The sequence below is a fragment of the Falsochrobactrum shanghaiense genome, from assembly GCF_003149535.1.
GTDB lineage: Bacteria > Pseudomonadota > Alphaproteobacteria > Rhizobiales > Rhizobiaceae > Brucella > Brucella shanghaiense.
The window spans coordinates 2501-26533 of record NZ_QGDB01000004.1 but is presented as its reverse complement, the minus strand read 5'-3'; the positions used below and the strand labels follow the sequence as shown (position 1 = coordinate 26533).

Below are 24033 nucleotides of genomic sequence, written 5' to 3'. Positions count from 1 at the left end.
CTTCTTTTTTGAAAAACCCTGCCGCCGCCACCCTCGCGCAAGCTTCGCGGTCTATTTTGCCCGCATCATGATGGCGGTGGTCTCGATGCAGCAGAATATTCGGCAATTACTGGAACAGCTTTCAGGAACTCTGGGCAAGCTTGGTACGCGCAAGCTGATTGCTCTGGGGCTTGTCGGGGCAGCGCTGATGGCGGTGATCCTTTCTTCCAGTTTTTATCTGAGCCGCCCGACCTATGAGACGCTTTATGTCGGTCTTTCGCGCGATGATGTGAACCGCATGGGGCTGGCGCTGGGCGAAGCGGGCATCCCCTTCGATGTCAAATCCGATGGTTCGTCCATTCTTGTGCCTATCGGCAAGGCCGAGCAGTCGCGCATGTATCTCGCGGAAAAGGGACTGCCGACCTCCAACAATGCCGGTTACGAGCTTTTCGACAATATGGGCTCGCTGGGGCTCACTTCCTTTATGCAGGAAATTACCCGCGTTCGTGCGCTTGAAGGCGAAATTGCGCGCACGATTCAGGCCATTCGCGGCGTCAAAGCTGCACGCGTGCATATCGTGCTGGCGGAAAAAGGCTCGTTCCGCCGCGGCGACCAGAAGCCTTCGGCCTCGGTGGTGGTTCGCGCTGAAGGCGGCTTTGCTGCTGAATCGGCCCAGTCGATCCGCCAGCTCGTTGCCGCAGCCGTCCCGTCGCTTGATGCTTCCGCAGTTACCGTTCTCGATACCAATGGCCGCCTGCTTGCTTCCGCTGGCGAAGCCGCCAATGGCGCAGCCCTCATGACGGCTTCGCTTGAACAGCAGGTCGCGGATAATGTGGATGAGAGCATCCGCAAGGCGCTGGCACCCTATCTGGGCATGGGCCATTTTCAGACCAGTGTTCAGGCGAGCCTCGATACCGACCGCCGCCAGATCAATGAAACCACATTCGATCCTGAATCGCGCGTTGAGCGTTCGGTTCGTGTGGTGCGGGAGAGCGGCGATTCACGCAATGCGCGCAATGATAATGCTACGGGCGTCGAACAGAATATTCCGCAGGAAGAAATCCAGAATCGTAATGGTGAAAGCTCCACGGAAAAGACCGACCGTCGCGAGGAACTCACCAATTACGAAATGAACAGCAAGACGGTTTCCACTATCAGCGATGGCTATGCCGTCAAACGGCTGTCCATCGCCGTGGTGATCGATCAGGCGCGCTTGCTCGAAACCGCAGGCACGACACCCGCGCCTGCCAATTTCGTCGACCAGCAGATCACCAAAATCCGCGATCTGGTCTCAACCGCCGCCGGGCTGAATACGGCTCGCGGCGACGTCATCAACGTGACTGCGGTGAATTTCCTTGATCCTGCGGGCACGGATATGGAGCCAGTCTCGACGCCATGGTCTGAAACGATCCTGCGCCAGAGCGGCAGCTATATCAACGCCTTGGCGATCCTTGGCGCGGTGGCTCTGCTGATCTGGTTCGGGCTGCGCCCGTTGATGCGCGATCCCAATGCCCGGCAGACAGGAACCGAAGTGGCGGTTCGCGAAGCGGGCGAAGTGACGGCACCGAATTTCGTTGACGGTGCGCAAGCGGCTGGCGAAGGCACGCAAGCTGTGATCGGCGGACCGGAAGCTTATGCCGACCAGATGAAGACGAGCCTCAGCGATCTGCGCCAGCGCATGCGCATGCCGGCCAAACTGCGTCTGGAGCAGATGATCGAGATGGATGAGGAGCGCGTCGCCGCCGTCCTCAAGCAATGGATTCACGAAACCGCGGTGAAGCAGGAAACCGGGTCAGCCGAGCGTTCCGCCACGCCGGAGCTTGAAGCGGCCTGACCATGAGCACATTTGCCCTTAGCCGCCATCTTCCCGATTTTTCCACCCATCGCATTGCCGATGATGCGGTCGAAATCATCGCTGCGCCGCTTTCGCCGCGTCCCTTGCGTGCGCAGGCAGAGCCGAACACCGGCACCGAGGCGGAAAAAACCGCTTCGGATGAGCAGGCCGAGATTGCACGGATGGTTGCGCTGGAAGAAGAAAAGCGCCTGGCCTTCGAAGCAGGGCGTGAGGAAGGCCATAGGGAAGCAGAGGCTTTATATGAAGCCGAGAAAGCAAGATTGCAGCGCGAACATGAGGCTGAAATCGAGAATTTGCGTGCCGCATTTTCACGCGAGCAGGCGGTCTTGCTCGCCAGTGCCTTGAGCGATGGGCTTGGTGCGCTGGAGCGCAACTTTTCTGCCCAGATCGCGGATATTCTTGCACCGCTTCTTGCCGGCAAAATGCAGGGCGATGCTGCATCTGAGTTTGCGGCGCGGATTGGTGCGCTTGTCCTTGATGGCGAAGCGCCCGAAATTTCAGGACCGGCGCAGCTTTTGCAGCCTTTGCGTGATCATGCGGATCGCTTGCCATCCGGCTGCCGCTTTGTTGAAACGTCATCCGATGAGCTTTCGTTTTCCTTTGGTGAGCGGGTTCTTGAAACGCGGATTGCGCCGCTTCTGGAAGAATTGAGGGCAGCGGTTCAATGAGCGTCGATCCGGAAAGCAAGCGCGAAATCATTATCGTCCGGCGCGGCGGGCATGGCGAGCATGACAGTCACCATGGCGGCGTCTGGAAGATCGCCTATGCGGATTTCATGACTGCCATGATGGCTTTCTTCCTTGTCATGTGGCTTATCAACGCCGCCAACGAGGAGACGAAGGCCGCGGTCGCCAGTTATTTCAATCCCATCAAGCTGATGGACCGGCACTCCAGCCCCAAGGGTGTGGAGGATATTGACTCAAACAACGGCAAGGTTCGCTATGAGAGCGACCAATCAGTGGAAAACGGCACCAAAGTCATCAATGACGATACTGTCGTTCCGCCAAGCGAACAGGAAGAACGGCAGATGTTTCGCGAGCCCTATGCGGTTCTGTCGGAAATTGCACATGAGACAGGCGTTTTGCAAAACCTGTCATCGAAGGGGGATGGCGGTGTTTCAGACGCAGGGCCTCAGACCGGTGCCGACGGGGGGGATGCCTATCGCGATCCGTTCAGCCCGGATTACTGGTCGAGCAAAGCATCTGAAGAGCTGATGCCGCCGGTGGCCGCACCTACCACCCCGCCACAACCGCAAGCGGCGGAAGCCAAAATGGAAGTGAAGCCGGAGGAAGCGGAAAAACCTGCCGACAATCAGCAACAGCTTGTTTCCGAACTCAAAAAGGCTGCGGAAGGCGAAGCGGCAAAGGATGACGGCAAGGCCGCAAAGGCGGAGCCTATGCCCGACGTCACGGTGGTTCCCGTTGAGGGCGGGGTGATGATCCAGCTCACCGACAAGGCGGATTTCGGTATGTTTGCGATTGGTTCGGCCAAGCCGGACGCGCGCGTGGTCCAGATGCTTGAGCGCATTGCTCAGGTGATTTCCCGCCAGCCGGGCGAGGTCATCATCAGCGGGCACACGGATGCGCGCCCGTTCAGGAGCGCGACCTATGATAATTGGCGGCTTTCTTCGGCGCGCGCGCAGATGGCTTATTATATGCTGGTGCGTGGCGGGCTGGATGAAAAGCGCGTATTGCGTGTGGAAGGCTATGCCGAGCGCCAGCCGAAGAATCCTGACGATCCGAATGCCGCAGAAAACCGTCGCATCGACATTTTCTTAAAGTCCGATCCATGATGCGCTTGCTTGCCCGATCCTTTCTGGCATTTGCAGCAAGCCTCACCCTGGCGGGCGGGGCAGGCGTTGCCCATGCGCAGACGCAAACGGACGTGGAAAGCCGTAGCTTGCCGGTGCTCGAACCCTATAAGCTCGTGCGTTCGCTGCGCATGTTGCAGGACCGGGTGGTCGCGGGAAAGCCGGAAGCGGTTGTGATGCTGAACAGGCTTCTTGGTTTTGTCAGTGCGGATATGGAGCGCGCGCCAAAGGAATTCTGGGACAGGCCGGAGAATATTTACGCGGCGATCATCTATCTTTTCAATGGAGGCAATCCCGATTCCGTGCGCAATGTGCTCACAGGCCTGAAGGCAGATATTGTGCCGCAGGAGCTTGTCAAAGGTGCTCTCGCTTATGCTTCCGGGCGGAGCGTGGAAGTGGTGAAGCTCTTTTCAGTGCCGCTTTCGGCGGAGGTTCCAGCAGAATTGAAGTCGTCCATCGTTCTGGTGACGGCGGGCCAGATGACGGCTTTCGATCCTGCCACCGCGTTGCTGCGGCTTGATCAGGTGCGGCTTGAGGCGCCGGGTACGCTTTTTGAGGAAGCAGCGATCCGCCGCTCGCTGCCGATTGCCGCGAGGCTGGGCGATGCCGATAAAGTGCGGATGCTTTCGCGCAACTATCTGCAACGTTTCTTGCGCTCGCCCTACACGCGCGATTTCATGCAGCACTTCGTAAGTGCCGCCCTGAAGCTCAATGACCGTATCGGCAATGCGGAACTGGCGGCGCTGATCGGCCTTGCCGATCCGGCCATGCAATATTCGCTCTATTTGCAGATCGCGCGCGGAGCGCTTGTAAACGGGGAAACCGACCGCGCCCGCTTCATGTCGGAGGAAGCGAAAAAACTTGCCGAGCGGCTGAAAACCGATCCGACCCTCGCCAATCTTTATGCTGCAGCAAGCGATGTGGCGTCCGATGCGGCAGGCAACGCCCTACAGGAACTGTCGCGCATTTCCCGCGATCGCTTGCATGAGCGTGACTTGCAGCTTCTCAATGCAGCGGAGGCCGTTGGTTTCGTGGTGACACGCAAGCCGAAAGCAGTGCAGCCAGCCAAAAAAGAGCAAAGGGAAACAGACCTTCCTCCCATGCCGGTTGCCGATGCGTCCTCCATGCCCGCCGGGTCTGCGCCGGTGTCGTCATCTGCGCGCTGGAAACCCGCCTATACGCTGCCGGATGATGATTTACAGAAGGCGATAGACGGGGCGCACCGTAAACTTGCAGAAATTGATGCTTTGCTGGGAAAGGCCATTCAATGAGCGTGGAGATTTTACTGAATTCCGCCGGGCGGCTGGCCTCTCTCGCCAAAAATTCTCGCCTGCAGCAGGGTAATATTGCAGTGAAGGCCACCCATGAGGGGCAGGAAAATTCCGATCCTGTAAAGCTTTTCGGCGCACTTGTGGAAAAGCCGCAAGGTAAAATAGCCACAAAAGGCGAGGAGCCGGAAGAGCAACAGCCTGCCGAGGGTGACAAGACCGAAAATCCAGCGCCCCAGCATGCGACAGCCTATGTTCTGCCGCAAAGCTTCCTTGCCTTGGCGACCAACCAGCCAGATCAGACGGCGGAAGACAGCGGTCCTGTTCCTGTGAAAAGCAAAACGGCAAATACGGATGAGATTATTGCCGAAGTAGAGCCTTTGGCCGATGATGCCATGCCTGCAAAAAATGGTGAGCCGCAGCCAAAGCCGAAGGTAAGTGCCGCTGTTGCGCTCAATGTCGCTATGGTGGCGAAGCCGGAAGCGGCTTCGCGCCATGACACGCCCCCCGCATTGAATAGCGCGTCGCCTGATGGCGTCCAGCCAGATATTGCCAATCTGCTGAAAGCTGATGCGCCTGCAAGCGCCCAGCCGGTGGTCGATGGTGGTGAGCCCAGCCGTGCTATCTTGCAGCCGTCACAGCAGGGAGCAAGGAATGCTGACCTGGCCAATCCCGGTCCCACCTCGGCGCAGCCTTCGGCCCCTGCGCGTATTGCCGATGTGCAGATTGTTTCCGAACGCAGCTTTGGCAGCGTGAAAACCCTGCAAATTCGGCTGGACCCGGTGGAGCTTGGCTCCGTAACCGCGCGTATTCGTCTGGTGGGGGACGGGGTGGAAGTGCATCTGGTGGCAGAAAAGACCCATGGGGCTGAGGCACTTGCTGCTGATCGGACGGTCATTGAGAAGGCGTTGAAAAGTGCGGGCATCGGGGATGAAGGCCGGATTAGCGTCACGGTGACGGAACGAGGTGCCGCCAATCCCGCACAATATACGTCAGCGAGCCAGAATGCGGGGCATCAGCAGGCGAGCGGCCAGCAACCGGGCCAGCAAACATTCAATATGCAGGACAATTCCGGTGGCCGTAACCAGCCGCAGATGCAATTTACGAGCGGAGAGGGTGGGCAGAATGGTGAATCCGGCCACACAGGACGCAACAATGCCGGTGAACGCCTTGCTGCTGAGGCTGGCGAGCGTGAAACCGTTGCTGGTGTTACTGGCCGCAATCGCGGCATTGTCGTCTGATCCGCAGGCGGCTCGGGCCGAAAATATCTGTGAAAGGGAGATGCACAGGGCGTCGATCCGTCATGATGTACCGCTCGGCATTCTTTATGCGGTCGGTCTTACCGAAACGGGGCGCAAGAATTCGTTGCAACCTTATGCGATGAATATCGAAGGCAGGGCCGAATTCCTGTCTTCACCCGTGGAGGCGCTCCGCCGTTTTACAGAGGTGCGAGCCGAGGGTGCCCGATTGATCGATCTGGGCTGCATGCAGATTAATTACTATTACCACAACCAGGAATTTTCCTCCGTCGCGGCAATGCTCACGCCGAGCCTGAATGTGGACTATGCCGCCCGTTTTCTCAGGCGTCTGCGCGAGCGGGAAGGCAACTGGACCATGGCGGTTGCCCGCTACCATGCCGGGCCGAATAACGATCCGGCCCAGAAGCGATATGTATGCCGCGTCATGACGAATATGGTCGCTACCGGCTTCGGAAACTGGACGCCACAGGCTCGCAGCTTCTGTTTCGGCTGAACAAATATGTTCCGAATATGGCGGGTTGCAACCCGCAACTGATTGCACGTGACAATCATGTAAACACGCTTGAGTTGTGTTTTCCATAAGGGATATTTTTCGTGTTGGCTTTTTAAGCCCTTGTAATGAATCGTAAAACTCCGTGATCTGTTAACCGAAAGTTAAGGTTTCTATATAAAAAGTTATACACGCAATACAATCAATGCGATTCCCCATAGTTTAGAGATACCTAAAATGCCTCCCAATTAATTGGTAGCAACTTCTTGCCATTGTCTGCGAGTCATTCGGCCAGTTACCACTTTGCTTGCTTGGGTTAACTCATTGATTCGGAAGGCGGGCCGTTGATTATCGTCGTGGATGACAGGGATATTGTGATCGAAGGATATACGTCCTTGTTCGGTCGTGAAGGCATCACGACGACGGGTTTCACGCCTGCCGATTTTGGTGAGTGGATGGAAAGTGTCTCGCAGCAGGATGTCATGGCTGTAGAGGCATTCCTCATCGGCGAATGTGCAACCCAGAACAGTCTTCCCGCGCGAATTCGTGAACGCTGCAAAGCGCCTGTGATTGCTGTCAATGATCGCCCGACTCTTGAGCATACGCTGGAATTGTTTCAATCGGGAGTTGACGATGTCGTGCGCAAGCCCGTGCACGTGCGTGAAATCCTCGCACGGATCAATGCAATCCGCCGCCGGGCGGGTGTATCGGTCGGTGTTACCGAAAGCGGTACGGAACTTGGCCCGATTCGTGTTTTTTCCGATGGGCGCGATCCGCAGATCAATGGCGTTGACTTTCCGCTCCCGCGCCGTGAGCGTCGCATTTTGGAATATTTGATCGCCAATCGCGGACGCCGTCTCAATAAGGGGCAGATATTCAGCGCCATTTACGGCATTTTCGATAGCGAAGTCGAAGAGAATGTCGTGGAAAGCCATATCAGCAAATTGCGCAAGAAACTGCGCGAGCGTCTTGGCTTCGATCCTGTCGATTCCAAGCGTTTTCTTGGCTATTGCATCAATATAGAATGACGTTTCTGCCTCGCCTTTTAGTTCGATTGCTTCCCCCTTGGGTATTTACGGTTTCATACGATCATTCGTATCATTCCCTTCCCGAAGAAGCTGTCCGCGTCCCTCTGTAAAAGTGTAAAATTCCAGGGCTACAGTTTCACGCAAGCGTGGTTCGTTAGCTTATCTGCGGATTCTTAAATTCTCAGGAGTTGCCAATGAGCCTTTACGGTATGATGCGGACCGGTATTTCGGGCATGAATGCTCAGGCAAATCGCTTGTCAGCGGTGGCGGATAATATCGCCAATGCAAGCACGGTGGGCTACAAGCGCGCCGATGCGCAGTTCTCCTCGCTGGTTCTGCCAAATACCTCCGGCCAGTACAATTCCGGCAGCGTGACAACCAATATCCGCTATGGCATTTCCGATCAGGGCGGCATCCGTTCGACATCGTCGGCGACCGATCTTGCCATCGACGGCAACGGCTATTTCGTCGTGGGTAATGCCGATGGCACGCCCTATCTGACGCGGGCGGGCTCGTTTGTGCCCGACCAGTTCGGCAATCTCGTCAACACAGCTGGTTATTACCTGATGGGCTATCCGGCGGATGCCAATGGCAACGTCAATACGGTCGCTAATGATTTTGACGGGCTGGAGAAGGTCAACGTCACTCCGTCCGATCTGGTGGCAACCCCCAGCGACGCAGGCAATTTCACGGTCAATCTGCCTTCGACGGATGAGATTCCGGCGGCAGGTGATTTCAATCACAAGACATCGCTGATCGCCTATGACAATCTTGGCGGCAAGATCACGCTCGACGTCTATTTCACCAGAGCTGCCGATATGACCCTGTCGGATCCCAATGATCCGACAAGCCCGATGGTGCCGCTGGATGGCTATGACCAATGGAACGTTTCCATCCGGAACGCCGCAGACGGTACGCAAGTCGGGGGTTCGACGCTGATTTTTGACGAGACGACCGGTGGATTGGTGTCGGGCGGCAATATTTCTGTCAATCTTCAGGCCCATAACGGGCAGATGCTGGAGCTTGATCTTGGCGCATCCAAACAGTTGGCCAAGGAATACACGATTTCGGAAGCGGTCATTAATGGTCAGGCACCGTCCTCGATCGAACGGGTGGACATCGGCAATGACGGTTCCGTTATCGCCCGCTACGAGAACGGTTCGCAGAAGCTGCTCTACCGTCTTCCGCTGGGCACTGTCGCCAGTCCTGACCGCATGTCGGTCATCAGCGGCAATGTGTTCTCGCCAAGCGCGGAATCCGGCAATATTCAACTCGGTTTTCCTGAAAGCGGGTCCATGGGCAAGATTTCCGCTGGTGCGCTCGAAGAATCCAACGCCGACATTGCGCAGGAACTTACCGACATGATCGAAGCGCAGCGCAGCTATACGGCCAATTCAAAAGTCTTCCAGACCGGCTCCGAACTCATGGATGTTCTGGTCAATTTGAAGAGGTAATTAGACAGCATCTCCCATAAGGCAGCCACCTTTTGGGAGTTGCGGAACTCAAAATGGGGGTCGTCTTCGCAACAAAGACGATCCGAAGGTGGGGTAAAGATGTCTCTTAGTTCTGCTCTCTTGACGGCCAAAAGCTCGCTTGCGGCAACGTCCAAGCAGACGTCGGTTGTCTCTCGCAATATTGCGGGGGTCAACGATCCCAATTATTCGCGGCGCACCGCATCGCTTGTATCCGGGCCTTATGGCTCTCTCTATGTGGGCATCAGCCGCTCTGCGGATGAGGCGCTGTTCAACCGCTATATACAGGCCAACAGCGTCGCGTCATCTTCGTCAGTTCTCGCAGGCGGGCTGGACCGCCTTTCATCGCTCTATTCGGCGGATAATTATTCCGCTTCGCCTTCGGGACTGATCGCAGATCTGCGCGATGCGCTTCAGACCTTTGCTGCAGCGCCGTCGAATTCGTCCCTTGGCGACAGTGTTGTTTCAAAAGCCGACGCACTCGCCAATGCTCTCAATGAGGGCACGAAGCAGGTGCAGGCCCTGCGCGACGATGCGGATAATGAGATTGCGGCATCTGTCGCCAATATCAACGATGTCCTGTCGAAGTTCGAGAAGGTCAACCAGCAGATTGTCGGGGGCACACGTTCAGGCAATGATGTTTCGGAATTGCTTGATCAACGCGACGCGCTTTTAAAGCAGCTTTCCGGTGAAATCGGCATCACCACCATGGTACGTGGCGATAATGACATGGTCATCTTCGCCGAAAACGGCGTGACGCTTTTTGAGACGGCACCGCGGCAGGTCAGCTTTCAGCCTTCGGGCGGACTGGCCGCTGGCATTGCCGGCAATCCGGTGCTGGTGGATGGGGTGCCGCTTACGCACGATACGTTCGACCAGCCGTATGGTACGGGCCGTTTGAGCGGCCTTCTGCAATTGCGCGACCAGATCGCGCCGCAATATCAGATGCAGCTTGACGAGATCGCGCGCGGGCTGGTGACTATGTTCGCGGAAAGCGACCCGGCAGGCGCGGGGCCGGATATGACGGGACTGTTTGGCTATTCCGGCTCACCAGATGTTCCGGGCGCTGCTACATCGCCGGGTATTGCCGGGACGATCAGGGTATCTTCGGATTTCATTGCATCGGAGGGCGGCAGTTCGCTTCTTTTGCGCGATGGGTCGCAATATAACTACAATACGGAGAATGCAGGAGGCTTCAGCGACCGCCTGCGGGCGCTGAACGAAGCTTTCTCGATGCCGATGGGGTTTGCAGCACTGGCTGGGCTCAATAGCAATGTGAGCCTTCTGGATTACAGCACCTCATCTATAGGCTGGCTCGAAGGCAAACGGCAGGTTGCCAGCAGCGGGTTCTCCTATAATCAGACGGTCGCCGTGCAGGCTGATCAGGCGCTTTCTAACGCCAATGGTGTCGATATGGACACGGAAATGGCGCTGCTTCTCGATCTTGAACATTCCTTTCAAGCATCAAGCCGGGTGTTGATGACCGTCAACGCCATGCTCGATGACTTGCTCAACGCGGTATGAGACTTATGAAAGCGCAATCGGTTTCCACTTACGGTTCAGCTTCCGCCCTTAAGGCGCTCGTTGCAAAGACCAAGGCGGAGCTTATCAAAGCCCAGCAGGAAGCGACGACCGGCACGGTTTTCGACGTGGGGCTTTCGCTCGGCGCCAAGTCCGGCCAGACCATTTCACTTCGCAAGGAATATGATCGCCTGACCGTCCTGACGGACATGAACAAGCTGGTTCAGCAGCGCATGGCGACGACGCAGACTGCAACAAGCGCGATCATCGAAAACATGCAGGATTTTCTGGGCAGTCTGACCGGCGCCAACAACACTGCTGATAGCGCCGCCACAGTTGCAAAGTCGGCGCAATCGATGCTCGATTCCGTAACCGGGCTTCTCAACAGCAGCTATAATGGCGAATATATCTTCGCTGGCGTGAATACTGATGTGAAGCCGATAGCCGATTATACGCAAGGCGGCAGCGCGCAGACCGCGCTTCGTAATGCTTTTCAGGATCATTTCGGTTTTGGCATCGACGATCCGCAAGTAGCGAACATCACCGGCGACGAGATGCAAGCCTTTCTCGAAGGGGATTTCACCGATCAGTTCAATGATGCGAATTGGAGCGCCAACTGGTCGAATGCTTCCGATACGCTCGTTAAAAGCCGTATTTCGCCTACCGAGACAGCTGCCACCTCCATCAGTGCCAATGCGGACGGTTTCCGCACGGCTGCAATGTCATATGTGATGATGAGCGAAATCGCCACGATCGGTCTGAATGCTTCGGCATTTCAAGCTCTTGCCGGTCACGCTATTCAGACGACGACTCAGGCGATCACGCAGATTACCGGGGAGCAGACGACGCTCGGCCTTGTCCAATCGCGCACGACGGATGCCACGACCCGGATTACGGCACAGCAGAAAATCCTGAACCAGTCCGTGCTCAATCTTGAGGAAGTCGATCCATATGAAGCGGCGACGCGCGTGAATACGCTGATGACGCAGATGGAAACCTCCTATGCGCTGACGGTTCAGTTACAGAATATGAGCCTGCTCAACTATCTTCGATAATTTGGCAGGGACAGGGATGGGCGGCTATCCGCCCCGATGATGAAACGGCGCCACGGCGGAAGCATGAGGCTATCTGAACCTGTGGTGCCGGAAAGCGGAGACTTCATGTACCAGTTGCGCTATCAGGATGTCATGACCGACGATATGGCGAGCGCCAAGGAACGCGAGCGGATGCTTTTCGACCGCTCGCTCGATATGCTCGCTGCCGCAAAAATAAATGGATCGGATTCGCGCGAGGGGATCGACGCGGCCTATTTTACCACCAAGCTGTGGACCACGATCATCGATGATCTGGGCTCTGAAGAAAATGCGCTGCCAAAAGAACTCAAGGCGGCGATCATTTCGGTGGGCATTTTCGTGCTGAAAGAAATTGAGCGCATTCGTCAGGGCGAGAGCGACGATTACGACACAGTTATCGAGGTCACCCAGTCTATCCGGGACGGTCTGTGAAATGACCGCCAGCAGCAAGCCGGCCATGCGCCTCTCTCTTCGCGCAGGCGAAAAAATTTATATCAATGGCGCTGTCCTGAAGGCTGACCGGAAAGTGTCGCTCGAACTTCTCAACGATGCGACCTTCCTGCTTGAAAACCATGTTTTGCAGCCAGAAGACACGACGACCCCTTTGCGCCAGCTCTATTTTGCCGCCCAGATGATGCTTATTGAGCCGGCGATGCACGAGCAGGCCAGAAGCACTTTCATGAAAATGCTCAAGGGCATGATCACCGCTTTTTCCGATGCGGAAATTCTCAATGCCCTCAAGATCATCGATGAGCTTGTGCATTGCGGGCGGGTTTTCGAGGCCCTCAAGATGATACGCGCGCTCTATCCGCGCGAGGCCGAACTGATGGGTGAACGCGGCATGGCCGTGCCGTCCGCCAAGACCCAAAATGCTACGGAGGCGAGCCTGTGACCACAACATCCATGGTAGGCGGTGCTGCAACCACCAATACGACAGCCGATACATCCGGTGCCAGTGCGGCAGCGGCGAAGGCCAATGTCGATTACGATTCGTTTCTCAAGCTTCTTGTCGCCCAGATGAAGAATCAGGACCCGACGGAACCGATGGACGCCACGCAATATGTGGCGCAGCTTGCGACCTTCTCCAATGTCGAACAATCGGTGCAGATAAACAGCAAGCTCGAAACGCTGATCGCCAATTCGTCGCTGACGCAGGCGGAGGGCTGGATCGGGCGCACGCTGACCAATGCGGACGGCAGTGTTACCGGCATCGTCAAATCCGTAACCATTCAGCAATCAGGAATGCTGGCCGAACTCGACAACGGCCAGACGATGCTGATCGGCGAAGGCGTCAAAATCAGTTGAGGATACGCCTGTGAACGAGGCCGATGCGCTCGACATGATAAATTCGGCCATCTGGACCGTACTTATGGCCAGTGGTCCCGCCGTGCTGGCCGCGATGCTTGCGGGCATCGGCATTGCGCTTTTTCAGGCGCTGACGCAAATTCAGGAAATGACGCTGACTTTCGTGCCGAAGATCATCGTCATTTTCGTCGTGCTGGCCTTTACAGCACCCTTCGTCGGCGCGCAGATCAATTCTTTCACGCTGCTTGCCTATTCGCGCATCGAAAAGGGCTTTTGATACGAAGCCTTCGCGCAAGCTTCGCCATTTAATATCCGTCTTCGAATACTCGAAACAAATAATAGAGCGGTGTTTGTGTCAAACGGGCCGCTTCGGGAGACGGGCGTGCAGCAGGCGACAGCCAGGCCATTGGCGAAAAACGGACTTCTGACCGGCAGTGATCTCGGTCTGGCCGCAGGCATCGTTATCATTTTGACGGTGCTTTTCCTGCCGGTTCCAGCCGTTGTTCTCGACATTGGGCTTGCATTCTCGATTGCGTTCTCCGTCCTTATCCTGATGGTTTCGCTATGGATCCAGCGGCCGCTCGATTTCTCCGCCTTTCCCACCGTCCTGCTGATTGCGACGATGATGCGCCTGTCGCTCAACATCGCGACGACGCGCGTGATTCTCACCCATGGCAATGAAGGTTATCTCGCTGCCGGGCATGTTATCCATGGCTTTTCGCAATTCGTGATGGGCGGCGATTTCGTCATCGGGCTTGTCGTTTTCACGATCCTCATCATCGTCAATTTCCTCGTCATCACCAAGGGTGCCACCCGTATTGCGGAAGTGGGCGCACGCTTCACGCTTGATGCGATTCCCGGAAAACAGATGGCGATCGATGCTGATCTTTCGTCTGGCTTGATCGATGAGAAACAGGCGCAGCACCGCCGCCGCGAACTGGAGGAGGAAAGCTCCTTCTTCGGTTCGATGGACGGCGCTTCAAAATTTGTGCGCGGCGATGCGATTGCGGGCCTGATCATTACTGCCGTCAATATTTTCGGCGGTATCATTATTGGTGTGACCCGCCATGGTATGGATATTTCGCAAGCTGCCGATATTTTTACGAAACTGTCGGTCGGCGACGGCCTCGTCACGCAGATTCCCGCCCTGATCGTCTCGCTGGCTGCGGGCCTTCTGGTGTCCAAGGGTGGTACGCGCGGCTCTGCCGATCAGGCGATTTTCGGTCAGCTTGGCGCTTATCCGAAAGCGCTTCTCATCGCTTCATTTCTCATGTTCGTTCTGGGCATCATGCCGGGGCTTCCGGCGTTTCCGTTCTTCCTGCTTGGCAGTGCCATGGCTTTCGTCGGCGTCGCGGTGCCGCGCCGGCAGGCGCGCCAGCGGGAGACGGAAGCGGCAGCGGAAGAAACGAAGCTGCGCGACGCGGCGGAGCAGGAGCGTAATTCTGTCAAGGCATCGCTTGAAACGGCGCAGATCGAATTGTGCCTGGGCAAGCAGCTTTCGGCGCGTCTCATCGCCTCGCAGCAGGAACTTGCGCACCGCGTCAACAAGATGCGCCGCAAATTCGCGCAGGAATACGGGTTCGTCATTCCTGAAATCAAGGTGACGGACGATATTTCGCTTCCGCCGAAGAGCTATCGCATAAAGATACATGGTACTGCCGTAGCAAGCCATGAATTGCGCGTCGGCGAAACTCTCGTCGTGCTGGGCGAGCGTCCGATCCCGGCAATTCCGGGTGAGGAAGTGCGCGAACCGGCCTTCGGCATGCGCGCCTATTCGGTGCCGGAGACCTTTGCCGCCGATCTGCGCCGCGAAGGTTACATGACCGTCGATAATCTGTCTGTACTGCTCACCCATTTGAGCGAAATCGTGCGCAATAATCTGGCGCAGCTTCTTTCCTACAAGGATATGCGCATTCTTCTCGACCGCCTCGGACCGGAATATCGCAAGCTTCTCGAAGACATCTGCCCCGCGCATATTTCCTACTCGGGCATGCAGGCCGTGCTCAAGCTGCTTCTGGCCGAGCGTGTTTCCATCCGCAATCTGCACCTGATCCTCGAAGCCATTGCGGAGATCGCCCCTCTGGTGCGGCGTCCTGAAATGATTACCGAACATGTGCGGATGCGCATGGCACAGCAAATATGCGGCGATCTTTCGGAAAATGGCGTGCTGAATGTGCTGCGTCTGGGCAACCGGTGGGATCTGGTGTTCCATCAGAGCCTCAAGCGTGACAGCAAGGGCGAGATCGTCGAATTCGACATTGATCCGCGCCTTTTGGAGCAATTCGGCACCGAGGCGACGAATGCAATTCGCCAGCATTTCGACAATGGCGAACGGTTCGTGCTCGTTTCCTCGCCGGAAGCCCGTCCCTATATCCGCATGATTATCGAACGGCTTTTCGCCACGCTGCCGGTGCTTTCCCATGTCGAGATTGCGCGCGGTGTCGAGGTGAAATCGCTTGGTGCAATTTCCTGATTAAAGGATAGCCGGTTGCCCATCGCGCAATTGCCGCTCAACGAAATCGTGTTCGCCGCCATGCTGGCAGTCTGCCGCGTCGGTGCCTGCCTGATGCTGATGCCGGGCCTGTCGAGTGCACGCATACCCTTGCAGGTGCGGCTGTTCATTGCGCTTGCCTGCTCCTTTGCCGTGCTGCCGCTGGTGATAGAGAGGATTGCGCCGCTCATTGATGGGGGGCAGCCATGGACGCTGTTGCGGCTTATGGCAAGCGAGATGTTCATCGGTGCGATGATCGGCATATTGGCGCAAATCTATTTCTGGGCCTTGCAGTTCATGGCCAATATGATGGCGATGGCGGTGGGCTATTCGGGCGCGCCAGCGGACGCCATTACCGAAACCGAGCCGCAGGCCACGCTTGCGACCATCGTGACATTCGGAGCGCTGCTGCTGTTCTTCGTTTCCGATCTGCATCTGGAAATCCTGCGCGCGCTTCTCACCTCCTATGCCGCGATACCGCTCGACGGGCAGTTCCGGCCCGATGCTGCGATGATCGATTTTGCGGATGCGCTTTCTGCGGCCTTCCTTGCGAGCTTGCGCATCGCTGCACCCTTTATCGTCTTTGCCATTCTGGTCAATTTCGCCATCGGTCTGGTCAACAAGCTGACGCCGACTATTCCGGTCTATTTCGTGTCGATGCCGTTTGTGCTCGGCGGCGGGCTTCTGCTGGCCTATTTCATCTTGCCGGAACTGCTGCGCTTTTTCATCGGTGAAACGGCAACGCAAATGCGCAATCTGTTCTGAGGTTCTCATGACCCGATCGAACGTTCGTAATCTGAACAAACTGATCGAACTGCAAAAGCTCGGCACAGCCCGGCTTGAATCGGCTCTTGCTTCGACGAATATCCGCAAGGCGGCACTGGACGAGGAACGCGCAGCACTTCTTGGCATGCAGGACCGGCGTTACGATGGTTGCGCTTTCACTATCGATCCATCGCTGCTCATCAAGCGGCTCGGAATGAACGCAACGAAAACGCAGCATATAGAGCAAAGGCTCGAAACGGAGCGCGGCGCGCTTTTGAAAGAACAGCGCCGCGTGGAATTGCTCGAAGACAGGCTGAAGATGCTGCACGATGATCGCGAGAGGCGGGAACTGGCAGGTCTGATAGAGGAATTTATTAGCCGGAAAAATGTCGAACCTTCTGTAAAATAACGCAGTTCCACTCACAAGCTTCAGTCAAGTTTGGTTCGCTATTGTGCAATCAAGAGATGAAAAGGAAGGAATTGCATGGCGATCAACCCGCCGTCAGATCTGGTAATGGATGTAGCGCGGGCGGCTGATCCGCACGCTTATCGTGCGGCGGCGGAACGTCTGAAATCCATATCGGGCGGTATGGGGACGACTGCGGCGGGCACCGGACTGACAAGGGATAATTTCGCCAGTTTTTCGGAAAAACTGGCGGCGGGTGTCAGCGTCAGGCCGGAAGGCGGGAGTGCTGCCAGTCCAGCCTATCGTAAGTTTGAAGCTTTCATGTTGCAGTCCTTCGTCCAGTCGATGTTCACCAGCGATACGACGGCGAGTTTTGGCAAAGGTATTTCTGGCGAATACTGGAAATCGATGATGGCGGAAGCCATGGCAAATAAAATGGCGGATACCGGCGGCGTCGGTGTTGCCAGAATGCTCGAAGAACAGGCCGCGCGAAACAAGGGGGCTGACGCGCCGGCAACGGTCGCTTTGGGAGAGGTAATGACCAGTCTGGAGAGCGGAGCGCACGCGGATACGGTTTCCAGGGATATCGTCCACGGCTTCGAACGAAGGCTCATTCGGCAACAATTGGAAGATAACAACAGTGCGGACTCGCATAGCTGAGGATACGCACTGAGTATAATCGAGGAACCTGATAATGACCGATACAAGCTCCGAAACCGGCCCGCAGCCTGAAATGCCGGTAATCGCACAGGCGATTGATCCGGTGGGGGAACTGGAACAGGAGCCGGCACTCAGGCCGGTCCTGCGGGCAATCCAGCGTCTTGAAGACGTTATCGATACGGAAACACGCCTGCTGCTGGAAGGCGGCAATCCGGATCTTGTTGACATCAATACGCGTAAAAGTCGCGGCCTTTATGATTTCAACAAGGCGATCAGGAAGGCAACCGGTCTTGCGGATCCTGCGGCGATGAAGGGTTTGCAGCCCTTGCTCGACGGATTGAAGCACAAGCTTGAAAAGAACTGCGAAGCGCTGCAACTGCATTTGCGCGCGGTCGGCGAATTGGCCGATCTCATCCGCGGTGCGCTTGAAACGCAAGAAGCCGACGGAACCTATAGTATGCAAAGCGCGAGGCTCGGTCACGCCCGATGATCCGCATTATTGCCATAGGTCTGTGGATATGTGCTGTCGCGTTCGGCTCGCTGTATTTTGCCATGCGTCAGAACACTGCGTCATCGGGCGAAGCGGCGGTAACAGGCGGCTTTGGCGGCGTGGATTATGTGAAAACCGATGTCATGAGCGTGCCGATCATCGCCAAAGGCGCGGTGGCCGGCTATATCGTGGCGCAACTGGTTTATACGGTCGATACGAAGATACACAGCAAGCTTACCGTGCCACTCGAATATTTCATCAGCGACGAGATATTCCGCACCTTCTATGGCAATTATTCAGACACGAAGGCGGTTGAAAAAGTGAGTTTCGAGGATGTGCGCGCCTCGGTGATCGCTGATATTAATGCACGTTTTCCGGCGCCCCTTATCAAGGATCTTTTGGTCGAGCAGTTCAATTACATTTCTGCTGAAGAAATTCGCCACATGAACATGCGGCGCGGCGAAAGGGTGAGTGCGACCGAAAAGGAGTCCGTGCCCGATCATGATTCATAAGGAATAATATTTTCCTGCAAGCTGGCGCAGGCGCTCGTCATCGAGCGGGGGGATCGAGGGATCGCTGATGAATTGCACACCCAGTTCGGCCCCGCCGCGCCAGACGATCCGGGCAAGCAGCGCTCGCACATAAAAATCGTCGAAAAGCCAGAAGCGCTCCGGCACTCTGGAAGCCTCGACGGTTCTTAGTTTTGCGCCATGTGGCGCTATATCGCTGAATTGGCATTCGACGAGAAAACGTCCGTCAAGGCCGATAATCTTGCCCGAGCGTAGCCTTGTGCGATGTCTTTCCTCTGCGCGTCGGTCTTTAGACGATTTGTGGCGTGCCATGCGAAACTCTACCTGCTATTCCCCTTGCATGAGGTCTAAGCGTGTTTCGCTTTCGTAAGTGTTACCGCTTTAGATTTTCCCCGCATGTCGTTATCCCGAAACCGGTTCCCACTTTCGGGCGACATGCTTTAGTGTTCTCCACATTTTTCGCACAGGCCGCGCAGTTCCAGCGTGGTCTTTTTTGATTTGAAACCGTTTTGCAGCCCCCATGCGCTGACGAGGTTTTCGATTGCCGGATCGGAGAATTCGGTGACCTGTCCGCATTTCTCACAAATGGCAAAGGCAATGAGATCATGCTGGTGGCACTGCGGATGGGCGCAGGCAACGAAAGCATTCAGGCTTTCGAGACGATGGATCATCCCGTAATCGAGGAGCTTGTCCAGCGCGCGGTAGACCTGCAATGGTGCGCGAAAACCGTCCTCGCGCAGCTGGTCGAGGATCGTATAGGCACTGACCGGGCCTTCGGCTTTGGACAGGACATCGAAAACGAGAGCCTGATTACGGGTCAGGTCGCGTGGTTCGTGATGATGGTGATGGTTGCTCATTTTCCGATGCTCCGTTTGGATGAAGCCTGCATGTCTTGTTCTGTCGAGAGGCGTTCACGATTGCCTCTATGTAAGGGCAGAAGGCTCAATATGAAAATAGCCAGTGCGGCGACCACGATTGACGGACCTGATGGCGAGTCGAAATGGATGGAGCCGTAAAGCCCGCCAATGACGCCGAAAACGCCGATCAGGGATGCCAGAATGGCCATCTGTTCCGGCGTCGCCGCAAAGCGCCGCGCGGTTGCTGCCGGAATGATGAGCAGCGAGGTTATCAATAAAATCCCGACAATCTTCATTGCGATGGCGATGACGATGGCCAGAAGCAGCATGAAGACGATACGCGACAGGGCAGGGTTCATTCCCTCCGCGCGGGCAATATCCTCGCTGACGGTTGCAGCAAGAAATGGACGCCACAGCCAAGCGAGAATTGCCAGCACGAGCGCACCGCCGCCATAGACGAAGGCAATATCCACGCGCGAGACAGCCAGGATGTCGCCGAACAGGAATGACAACAGATCGACACGCACCCATGTCATGAAGGCGACCAGCACAAGGCCGAGCGCGAGCGTGGCATGGGACAGGATGCCCAGCAGGGAGTCGGCCGATAATGTATGGCGGCGTTGCAGGAGCAGCAGAATGGCTGAAATCGCAACTGCAACCGCGAATACGCCCACCATCAGGTTGATGTCGAAAATGAGCGCCAATGCAACGCCAAGAAGCGCCGAATGCGCCATGGTATCGCCGAAATAGGCCATGCGCCGCCAGACGATGAAGCAGCCAAGCGGGCCCGTGGTCAGTGCCAGCCCGATCCCTGCAATAAGCGCGCGTGAGAAAAAATCGTCAAGCATGGGGCGCGCTTCCTTCGTGATGATGACCGTCATCGGCATGACAATGATCGGTGATGGAGCCGTCCGCATGCAGCACCCGCCCGTCGGGAAGATGGGTATGATCGTGGTGATGCTCATAAACGGCAAGGGGGCCGACCGCCCGGCTGCCGAACAGCCGCATATATTCAGGGCTGGCGGTCACATCGCGCGGGCTTCCGCTACAGCAAACATGCCCGTTGAGGCAGATCACCCGGTCGGTCGCAGCCATGACCAGATGCAGGTCATGCGAAATCAGCAGAACACCGCAGCCGGTATCATCGCGCAGCTTTGCAATCAGTTCGTAAAGGGCGGCTTCTCCGGAAAAGTCGACGCCCTGCACCGGCTCATCAAGCACCATAATATCGGGTTTGCGCGCAAGGGCGCGCGCCATCAGGGCGCGCTGGAATTCTCCGCCGGAGAGATTTGCGATCTCGGCTTTTGCAAGATGGGGGATGCCGACCACTTCCAGGGCCGCGTAAATATCCCTGCGGGCGAGAGGGGCGGTCAGCGAGATCAGGCGTTCGACCGAAAGCGGCAATGTGCGGTCGATATTGATTTTCTGCGGCACATAGCCGATGCGCAGCCCCGGCGCATGGACCACATTGCCTTCATCGGGCTTGAGAATACGCAGCGCCATCTTGGCGGTGGTGCTTTTTCCCGCGCCATTCGGGCCGATAAGCGTTACGATCTCACCGCGATGCAGAGAAAGATCGACATTGCGAACCAGCCATCGCCCGCCGCGATAGACGCCGGCATCTTTGAGTTCGATCAATTTTTCCCGCGCCGTTCTGGCGGGGAGGGCGGTTTTCCTGCTCATCTGCTTGCGGCTTTCACTGCTTGTTTGTTCTTCCCCGATGTCAGGGTCATCCGCCGATTCGGGATTTTTCCAGAGCGGTTTCAGTTAAAGCGGAATCATGGAACCGATCTAGCTCTTTGTTTGACGCCTTATTTAATGCAAAACCGCTCCGAATTTTTGCCAGAAACGGCTGGTGGCTTTTTGGAGCGTTCGTTGCGACGCCATCTCGTTGCAAGGTCGCGGGTATGAATTTTCCAAAATGGGGGTTGCCTCACCTTATGGCAGACGTTATAGCATAACGCAACTTATGTAATAAAATAACATATCACTTAAATAATGCCTTCGGCCCAATCATACAAGAGAGAGACCATGAAACATCTGCGCTCCCTGCTTCTCGCTTCAGCACTTATGGCTGGTTTAGCCGGTATGGCAAATGCCTCGTTTGCCGCTGAGCGCGAAGGCGTCGTCGTATCGATCAAGCCGCTTCATTCGATCGTTTCCGCAGTCATGCAGGGGGTGGACATGCAGGGCGCGGGCGAGCCCAGACTGATCGTTCAGGGCGCGGGTTCCGAACATGTCTATAGCCTGAAGCCGTCCGATGCAGAAGCGATCGAGAACGCCAAGGTGATCTTCTGGGCCGGACCATCGATGGAGACCTTCCTCGACAAGCCTCTCGATACGTTGGGCGATGGCGCGAAGATTGTCGCTCTCGGTGATGTGGACGGGCTGACCAGACTGAAATTTCGTGAAGGTGGCCCGTTTGAAGCGCATGATCATGCTCATGAAGAGGGCGGGCACGACGACGCACATAACCACTCTCATGACCATAGCCATGATCACGATCATGATCATGGCGAATATGACCTGCACTTCTGGCTTGATCCGCAGAACGGTAAGGTTCTGGCGGCAGACATTGCCAGGACGCTGAGCGAGAGCGACCCCGAACATGCGGCGCAATATCAGAAAAATGCCCGGGACCTTGGCGAAAAACTCGATGCGCTGACCAAAGATATTGCCACCGAGTTGGAAGCGGTCAAAGACAAGCCCTTTATCGTCTTCCACGATGCCTATCAGTATTTTGAAAACCGATTCGGCATAAGCGCGGCTGGATCGATCACGGTCAGTCCGGAAAAGACCCCCGGCGCGGCCCGCATCAAGGAAATCCACGATAAGATCAAATCGCTTGGTGCAACCTGCGTATTTTCCGAACCGCAGTTCGAGCCGAAGCTTGTAAATACCGTTATCGAGGGGACGGAAGCCAAAACCGGTGTTCTCGATCCTCTGGGCGCGGAACTTACCGATGGTCCTGACCTTTATCCGCAGCTTATCCGCAATCTTGCCACTTCGCTGAAAGATTGCCTGTCGAAATAATTGCACGAGCTGCGACCTGCCAACGGCCCGGCACTTCGAGACGGGCTTGGCACTTCAAGACCAGCCCGGTACTTTGAGACCAGAATGAGCGGATTGGCACCCAGCTTGTGCATTGAGGCTGATTCTCAAGGGCCAGCGAATTCAAGGCGGCTTCGTCCGCCTGTTTTCAGCAGTAAAAATGTAATGATATAACATTAAATATTAAGCGCGCATGAAGCATTCCAGACAGGCGCGCCCCATCTGATCCCGCCAAATATGCATGAGGAATGGATTTATGAAGAAGAGATTGCCCGTTACCGTCTTGTCCGGCTTCCTCGGGGCCGGGAAGACGACACTTCTCAATCATGTGCTTAATAATCGCGAGAACCGGCGCGTTGCGGTGATCGTCAATGATATGAGTGAGGTGAATATAGATGCCGCTCTTATACGTGACGGCGGCGCCAATCTTTCGCGCACGGATGAGCAGCTCGTCGAAATGACCAATGGCTGCATCTGCTGTACATTGCGCGATGATCTCCTGAAAGAAATTTCCCTACTGGCGGCGCAGGGTCGATTCGATTATCTGCTGATCGAATCGACCGGCATTTCCGAACCTTTGCCCGTAGCCGCCACGTTCGAGTTTCGCGACGAGAAGGGTAAAAGCCTTTCGGATGTTGCGCGGCTCGATACGATGGTGACGGTTGTGGATGCCGCCAATCTGCTCAAGGACTATGCGTCGAGTGATTTTCTGTATGAGCGTGGCGAATCGCTTGGCGAGGAGGATGAGCGCACACTTGTCGATCTTCTGGTCGAGCAAATCGAATTCGCCGACGTGGTCGTGCTGAACAAGATTTCGGCCGCTTCAAAAGAAGAGCGCGATCTGGCCCGCAAGATCATCCGCTCGCTCAATCCCGATGCCCGCATCAAGGAGGTGGACTTCGGCAAGGTATCGCTTGATGCGATTCTCGATACGAAGCTGTTCGATTTCAACAAGGCGCATGAACATCCGCTTTGGTATAAGGAACTCTACGGCTTTGCTTCGCACACGCCGGAAACTGAAGAATATGGTGTTCGTTCTTTCGTCTATCGCGCGCGCCGCCCCTTCGATCCTGAGCGGTTCCAGGCATTCATCGATAAGGATTGGCCGGGGGTCGTGCGGGCAAAGGGCTTCTTCTGGCTTGCGACACGGCCGGATTTCGTCGGTGAAATCAGTCAGGCAGGCGCGCTGGTGCGCACCGAAAAAAGGGGCCGCTGGTGGTCGGCGGTGCCCAAACCATATTGGCCCGCGGATCCGGCCTGGCACGATGCGATGAAACCCTATTTCCATGAGGTCTGGGGCGACAGGCGACAGGAAATCGTGTTCATCGGCGTCGATCCGATGCGCGAAGATACGCTCATTAACGAACTGGATCAGTGTCTCGTTGCGGAAGAGGACTTTATGCCCGAACGCTGGTCGGGATTGACCGATCCGTTCCCGGCATGGTCGGCGGCAGCCGCCTGACGCCTATTTCGATAGCAAAGCCATATCCGTTGTCTTGCTGTCAGCCAGCGTTCTATGATCCAGAACGCTGGCGATGGCCTCACGCACATCCAGCATCATCTGCCGCACTTCGCATTCGTCTTCATCGCAATCCTCGCAAGGATGGTAATCGGTCTTGCTGGCGCAGGCGATGGGGGCGAGGGCGCCGTCCAGCGCACGAATGATATTGCCAATGGCGATTTCGTTTGCCGGACGGGCGAGGCAGAAGCCGCCGCCCTTGCC

General features: G+C 56.3%; 27 protein-coding genes (1 of these 27 running past the window's edge). 22 read left to right on the top strand and 5 right to left on the bottom strand.

Features of this window, described 5'->3' with window-relative positions; translation table 11 throughout:
• Positions 1-70 precede the first annotated feature (70 nt).
• From fliF to DKP76_RS10960, 20 genes are all read left to right on the top strand, one after another.
• On the top strand, positions 71-1813 hold the full coding sequence (gene fliF / locus DKP76_RS11055; RefSeq protein WP_109707201.1) for a flagellar basal-body MS-ring/collar protein FliF: 1743 nt from the start codon (positions 71-73) through the stop codon (positions 1811-1813).
• Positions 1814-1815: 2 nt separating this feature from the next.
• On the top strand, positions 1816-2502 hold the full coding sequence (locus DKP76_RS11050) for a hypothetical protein (protein ID WP_109706632.1): 687 nt from the start codon (positions 1816-1818) through the stop codon (positions 2500-2502).
• Positions 2499-3626: a flagellar motor protein MotB gene (locus DKP76_RS11045; protein ID WP_109706631.1), complete on the top strand. Its 1128-nt coding sequence runs from the start codon at positions 2499-2501 to the stop codon at positions 3624-3626. The genes DKP76_RS11050 and DKP76_RS11045 overlap by 4 nt, the downstream gene beginning before the upstream one ends.
• Entirely contained in the window at positions 3623-4915 is a 1293-nt protein-coding gene (locus tag DKP76_RS11040; RefSeq protein WP_109706629.1) for a chemotaxis protein, read from the top strand. Before DKP76_RS11045 ends, DKP76_RS11040 begins: the two co-directional genes overlap by 4 nt.
• Positions 4912-6153 (top strand): flagellar hook-length control protein FliK, encoded by a 1242-nt coding sequence (locus tag DKP76_RS19605; RefSeq protein ID WP_245410211.1) that lies wholly within the window; start codon positions 4912-4914, stop codon positions 6151-6153. Before DKP76_RS11040 ends, DKP76_RS19605 begins: the two co-directional genes overlap by 4 nt.
• Positions 6154-6193: 40 nt before the next feature.
• On the top strand, positions 6194-6664 hold the full coding sequence (locus DKP76_RS11030) for a transglycosylase SLT domain-containing protein (RefSeq protein ID WP_425349396.1): 471 nt from the start codon (positions 6194-6196) through the stop codon (positions 6662-6664).
• A gap of 341 nt (positions 6665-7005) precedes the next feature.
• On the top strand, positions 7006-7689 hold the full coding sequence (gene ftcR / locus DKP76_RS11025; RefSeq protein ID WP_109706625.1) for a flagellar transcriptional regulator FtcR: 684 nt from the start codon (positions 7006-7008) through the stop codon (positions 7687-7689).
• 194 nt (positions 7690-7883) lie between these two features.
• On the top strand, positions 7884-9143 hold the full coding sequence (locus DKP76_RS11020; protein WP_109706623.1) for a flagellar hook protein FlgE: 1260 nt from the start codon (positions 7884-7886) through the stop codon (positions 9141-9143).
• Positions 9144-9242: 99 nt separating this feature from the next.
• On the top strand, positions 9243-10685 hold the full coding sequence (gene flgK / locus DKP76_RS11015) for a flagellar hook-associated protein FlgK (protein WP_109706621.1): 1443 nt from the start codon (positions 9243-9245) through the stop codon (positions 10683-10685).
• A gap of 5 nt (positions 10686-10690) precedes the next feature.
• On the top strand, positions 10691-11737 hold the full coding sequence (locus DKP76_RS11010; RefSeq protein ID WP_109706620.1) for a flagellar hook-associated family protein: 1047 nt from the start codon (positions 10691-10693) through the stop codon (positions 11735-11737).
• 105 nt (positions 11738-11842) lie between these two features.
• Positions 11843-12187 (top strand): flagellar biosynthesis regulator FlaF, encoded by a 345-nt coding sequence (gene flaF, locus DKP76_RS11005; protein ID WP_109706619.1) that lies wholly within the window; start codon positions 11843-11845, stop codon positions 12185-12187.
• Position 12188: 1 nt separating this feature from the next.
• Complete coding sequence (gene flbT / locus DKP76_RS11000; RefSeq protein ID WP_109706618.1) at positions 12189-12647, top strand: flagellar biosynthesis repressor FlbT; 459 nt, start codon at positions 12189-12191, stop codon at positions 12645-12647.
• A complete protein-coding gene (gene flgD / locus DKP76_RS10995; protein ID WP_109706617.1) occupies positions 12644-13060 on the top strand; it encodes a flagellar hook assembly protein FlgD in 417 nt (138 codons plus the stop codon). The genes flbT and flgD overlap by 4 nt, the downstream gene beginning before the upstream one ends.
• Before the next feature lie 10 nt (positions 13061-13070).
• The gene (gene fliQ / locus DKP76_RS10990; protein WP_109706615.1) at positions 13071-13337 is read left to right on the top strand and encodes a flagellar biosynthesis protein FliQ; all 267 of its coding nucleotides are present in this window, start codon (positions 13071-13073) and stop codon (positions 13335-13337) included.
• A 105-nt stretch (positions 13338-13442) separates the two neighbouring features.
• Complete coding sequence (flhA, locus tag DKP76_RS10985) at positions 13443-15533, top strand: flagellar biosynthesis protein FlhA (protein ID WP_109706614.1); 2091 nt, start codon at positions 13443-13445, stop codon at positions 15531-15533.
• Positions 15534-15548: 15 nt separating this feature from the next.
• Positions 15549-16316 carry a flagellar biosynthetic protein FliR gene (fliR, locus tag DKP76_RS10980; protein WP_109706612.1) on the top strand — a complete coding sequence of 256 codons (768 nt, stop codon included), beginning with the start codon at positions 15549-15551 and terminating at the stop codon, positions 16314-16316.
• Between the two features lie 7 nt (positions 16317-16323).
• Positions 16324-16725, top strand: coding sequence for a hypothetical protein (locus tag DKP76_RS10975; RefSeq protein WP_109706610.1), 402 nt, complete (start codon positions 16324-16326; stop codon positions 16723-16725).
• Between the two features lie 75 nt (positions 16726-16800).
• On the top strand, positions 16801-17382 hold the full coding sequence (locus DKP76_RS10970) for a rod-binding protein (RefSeq protein ID WP_109706608.1): 582 nt from the start codon (positions 16801-16803) through the stop codon (positions 17380-17382).
• A 34-nt stretch (positions 17383-17416) separates the two neighbouring features.
• Entirely contained in the window at positions 17417-17872 is a 456-nt protein-coding gene (locus DKP76_RS10965; protein WP_109706606.1) for a flagellar protein FlgN, read from the top strand.
• Positions 17869-18384 (top strand): hypothetical protein, encoded by a 516-nt coding sequence (locus tag DKP76_RS10960; RefSeq protein ID WP_109706605.1) that lies wholly within the window; start codon positions 17869-17871, stop codon positions 18382-18384. The genes DKP76_RS10965 and DKP76_RS10960 overlap by 4 nt, the downstream gene beginning before the upstream one ends.
• Here DKP76_RS10960 and DKP76_RS10955 read toward each other — a convergent pair.
• From DKP76_RS10955 to DKP76_RS10940, 4 genes are all read right to left on the bottom strand, one after another.
• Positions 18379-18714 (bottom strand): PilZ domain-containing protein, encoded by a 336-nt coding sequence (locus tag DKP76_RS10955; protein WP_109706603.1) that lies wholly within the window; start codon positions 18712-18714, stop codon positions 18379-18381. The genes DKP76_RS10960 and DKP76_RS10955 overlap by 6 nt on opposite strands.
• A 128-nt stretch (positions 18715-18842) precedes the next feature.
• Positions 18843-19259 (bottom strand): Fur family transcriptional regulator, encoded by a 417-nt coding sequence (locus DKP76_RS10950; protein WP_109706601.1) that lies wholly within the window; start codon positions 19257-19259, stop codon positions 18843-18845.
• Complete coding sequence (locus DKP76_RS10945) at positions 19256-20146, bottom strand: metal ABC transporter permease (protein WP_109706599.1); 891 nt, start codon at positions 20144-20146, stop codon at positions 19256-19258. The genes DKP76_RS10950 and DKP76_RS10945 overlap by 4 nt, the downstream gene beginning before the upstream one ends.
• Complete coding sequence (locus tag DKP76_RS10940; protein WP_109706597.1) at positions 20100-20942, bottom strand: ATP-binding cassette domain-containing protein; 843 nt, start codon at positions 20940-20942, stop codon at positions 20100-20102. Before DKP76_RS10940 ends, DKP76_RS10945 begins: the two co-directional genes overlap by 47 nt.
• Before the next feature lie 348 nt (positions 20943-21290).
• Between DKP76_RS10940 and znuA the strand changes: the two genes are divergently transcribed.
• Both znuA and zigA read left to right on the top strand, forming a co-directional pair.
• Positions 21291-22292, top strand: a complete 1002-nt coding sequence (gene znuA / locus DKP76_RS10935; protein ID WP_109706595.1) for a zinc ABC transporter substrate-binding protein ZnuA — start codon at positions 21291-21293, stop codon at positions 22290-22292.
• Between the two features lie 274 nt (positions 22293-22566).
• Complete coding sequence (gene zigA, locus DKP76_RS10930; RefSeq protein ID WP_109706594.1) at positions 22567-23772, top strand: zinc metallochaperone GTPase ZigA; 1206 nt, start codon at positions 22567-22569, stop codon at positions 23770-23772.
• Between the two features lie 3 nt (positions 23773-23775).
• On the opposite strand, the gene DKP76_RS10925 is transcribed toward zigA, so the two are convergent.
• Positions 23776-24033: the 3' portion of an RrF2 family transcriptional regulator gene (locus DKP76_RS10925; RefSeq protein WP_109706592.1), read on the bottom strand. The gene runs 174 nt beyond the window's last position; 258 of the gene's 432 nt are visible here — the last part of the coding sequence; its start codon lies beyond the right edge, outside the window; the stop codon is at positions 23776-23778.

Bases quoted from the DNA above. Each gene is read 5' to 3' on its own strand.
- fliF (WP_109707201.1), top strand. From the start codon at position 71: ATGGCGGTGGTCTCGATGCAGCAGAATATTCGGCAATTACTGGAACAG.
- DKP76_RS10960 (WP_109706605.1), top strand. From the start codon at position 17,869: ATGATCCGCATTATTGCCATAGGTCTGTGGATATGTGCTGTCGCGTTC.
- znuA (WP_109706595.1), top strand. From the start codon at position 21,291: ATGAAACATCTGCGCTCCCTGCTTCTCGCTTCAGCACTTATGGCTGGT.
- DKP76_RS11040 (WP_109706629.1), top strand. From the start codon at position 3,623: ATGATGCGCTTGCTTGCCCGATCCTTTCTGGCATTTGCAGCAAGCCTC.
- DKP76_RS11010 (WP_109706620.1), top strand. From the start codon at position 10,691: ATGAAAGCGCAATCGGTTTCCACTTACGGTTCAGCTTCCGCCCTTAAG.
- DKP76_RS10975 (WP_109706610.1), top strand. From the start codon at position 16,324: ATGACCCGATCGAACGTTCGTAATCTGAACAAACTGATCGAACTGCAA.
- DKP76_RS11045 (WP_109706631.1), top strand. From the start codon at position 2,499: ATGAGCGTCGATCCGGAAAGCAAGCGCGAAATCATTATCGTCCGGCGC.
- zigA (WP_109706594.1), top strand. From the start codon at position 22,567: ATGAAGAAGAGATTGCCCGTTACCGTCTTGTCCGGCTTCCTCGGGGCC.
- DKP76_RS19605 (WP_245410211.1), top strand. From the start codon at position 4,912: ATGAGCGTGGAGATTTTACTGAATTCCGCCGGGCGGCTGGCCTCTCTC.
- DKP76_RS11030 (WP_425349396.1), top strand. From the start codon at position 6,194: ATGCACAGGGCGTCGATCCGTCATGATGTACCGCTCGGCATTCTTTAT.
- DKP76_RS10945 (WP_109706599.1), bottom strand. From the start codon at position 20,146: ATGCCGATGACGGTCATCATCACGAAGGAAGCGCGCCCCATGCTTGAC.
- DKP76_RS10970 (WP_109706608.1), top strand. From the start codon at position 16,801: ATGGCGATCAACCCGCCGTCAGATCTGGTAATGGATGTAGCGCGGGCG.
- DKP76_RS10955 (WP_109706603.1), bottom strand. From the start codon at position 18,714: ATGGCACGCCACAAATCGTCTAAAGACCGACGCGCAGAGGAAAGACAT.
- flaF (WP_109706619.1), top strand. From the start codon at position 11,843: ATGTACCAGTTGCGCTATCAGGATGTCATGACCGACGATATGGCGAGC.
- flbT (WP_109706618.1), top strand. From the start codon at position 12,189: ATGACCGCCAGCAGCAAGCCGGCCATGCGCCTCTCTCTTCGCGCAGGC.
- DKP76_RS11050 (WP_109706632.1), top strand. From the start codon at position 1,816: ATGAGCACATTTGCCCTTAGCCGCCATCTTCCCGATTTTTCCACCCAT.
- DKP76_RS10950 (WP_109706601.1), bottom strand. From the start codon at position 19,259: ATGAGCAACCATCACCATCATCACGAACCACGCGACCTGACCCGTAAT.
- DKP76_RS10965 (WP_109706606.1), top strand. From the start codon at position 17,417: ATGACCGATACAAGCTCCGAAACCGGCCCGCAGCCTGAAATGCCGGTA.
- DKP76_RS11020 (WP_109706623.1), top strand. From the start codon at position 7,884: ATGAGCCTTTACGGTATGATGCGGACCGGTATTTCGGGCATGAATGCT.
- DKP76_RS10940 (WP_109706597.1), bottom strand. From the start codon at position 20,942: ATGAGCAGGAAAACCGCCCTCCCCGCCAGAACGGCGCGGGAAAAATTG.
- flgK (WP_109706621.1), top strand. From the start codon at position 9,243: ATGTCTCTTAGTTCTGCTCTCTTGACGGCCAAAAGCTCGCTTGCGGCA.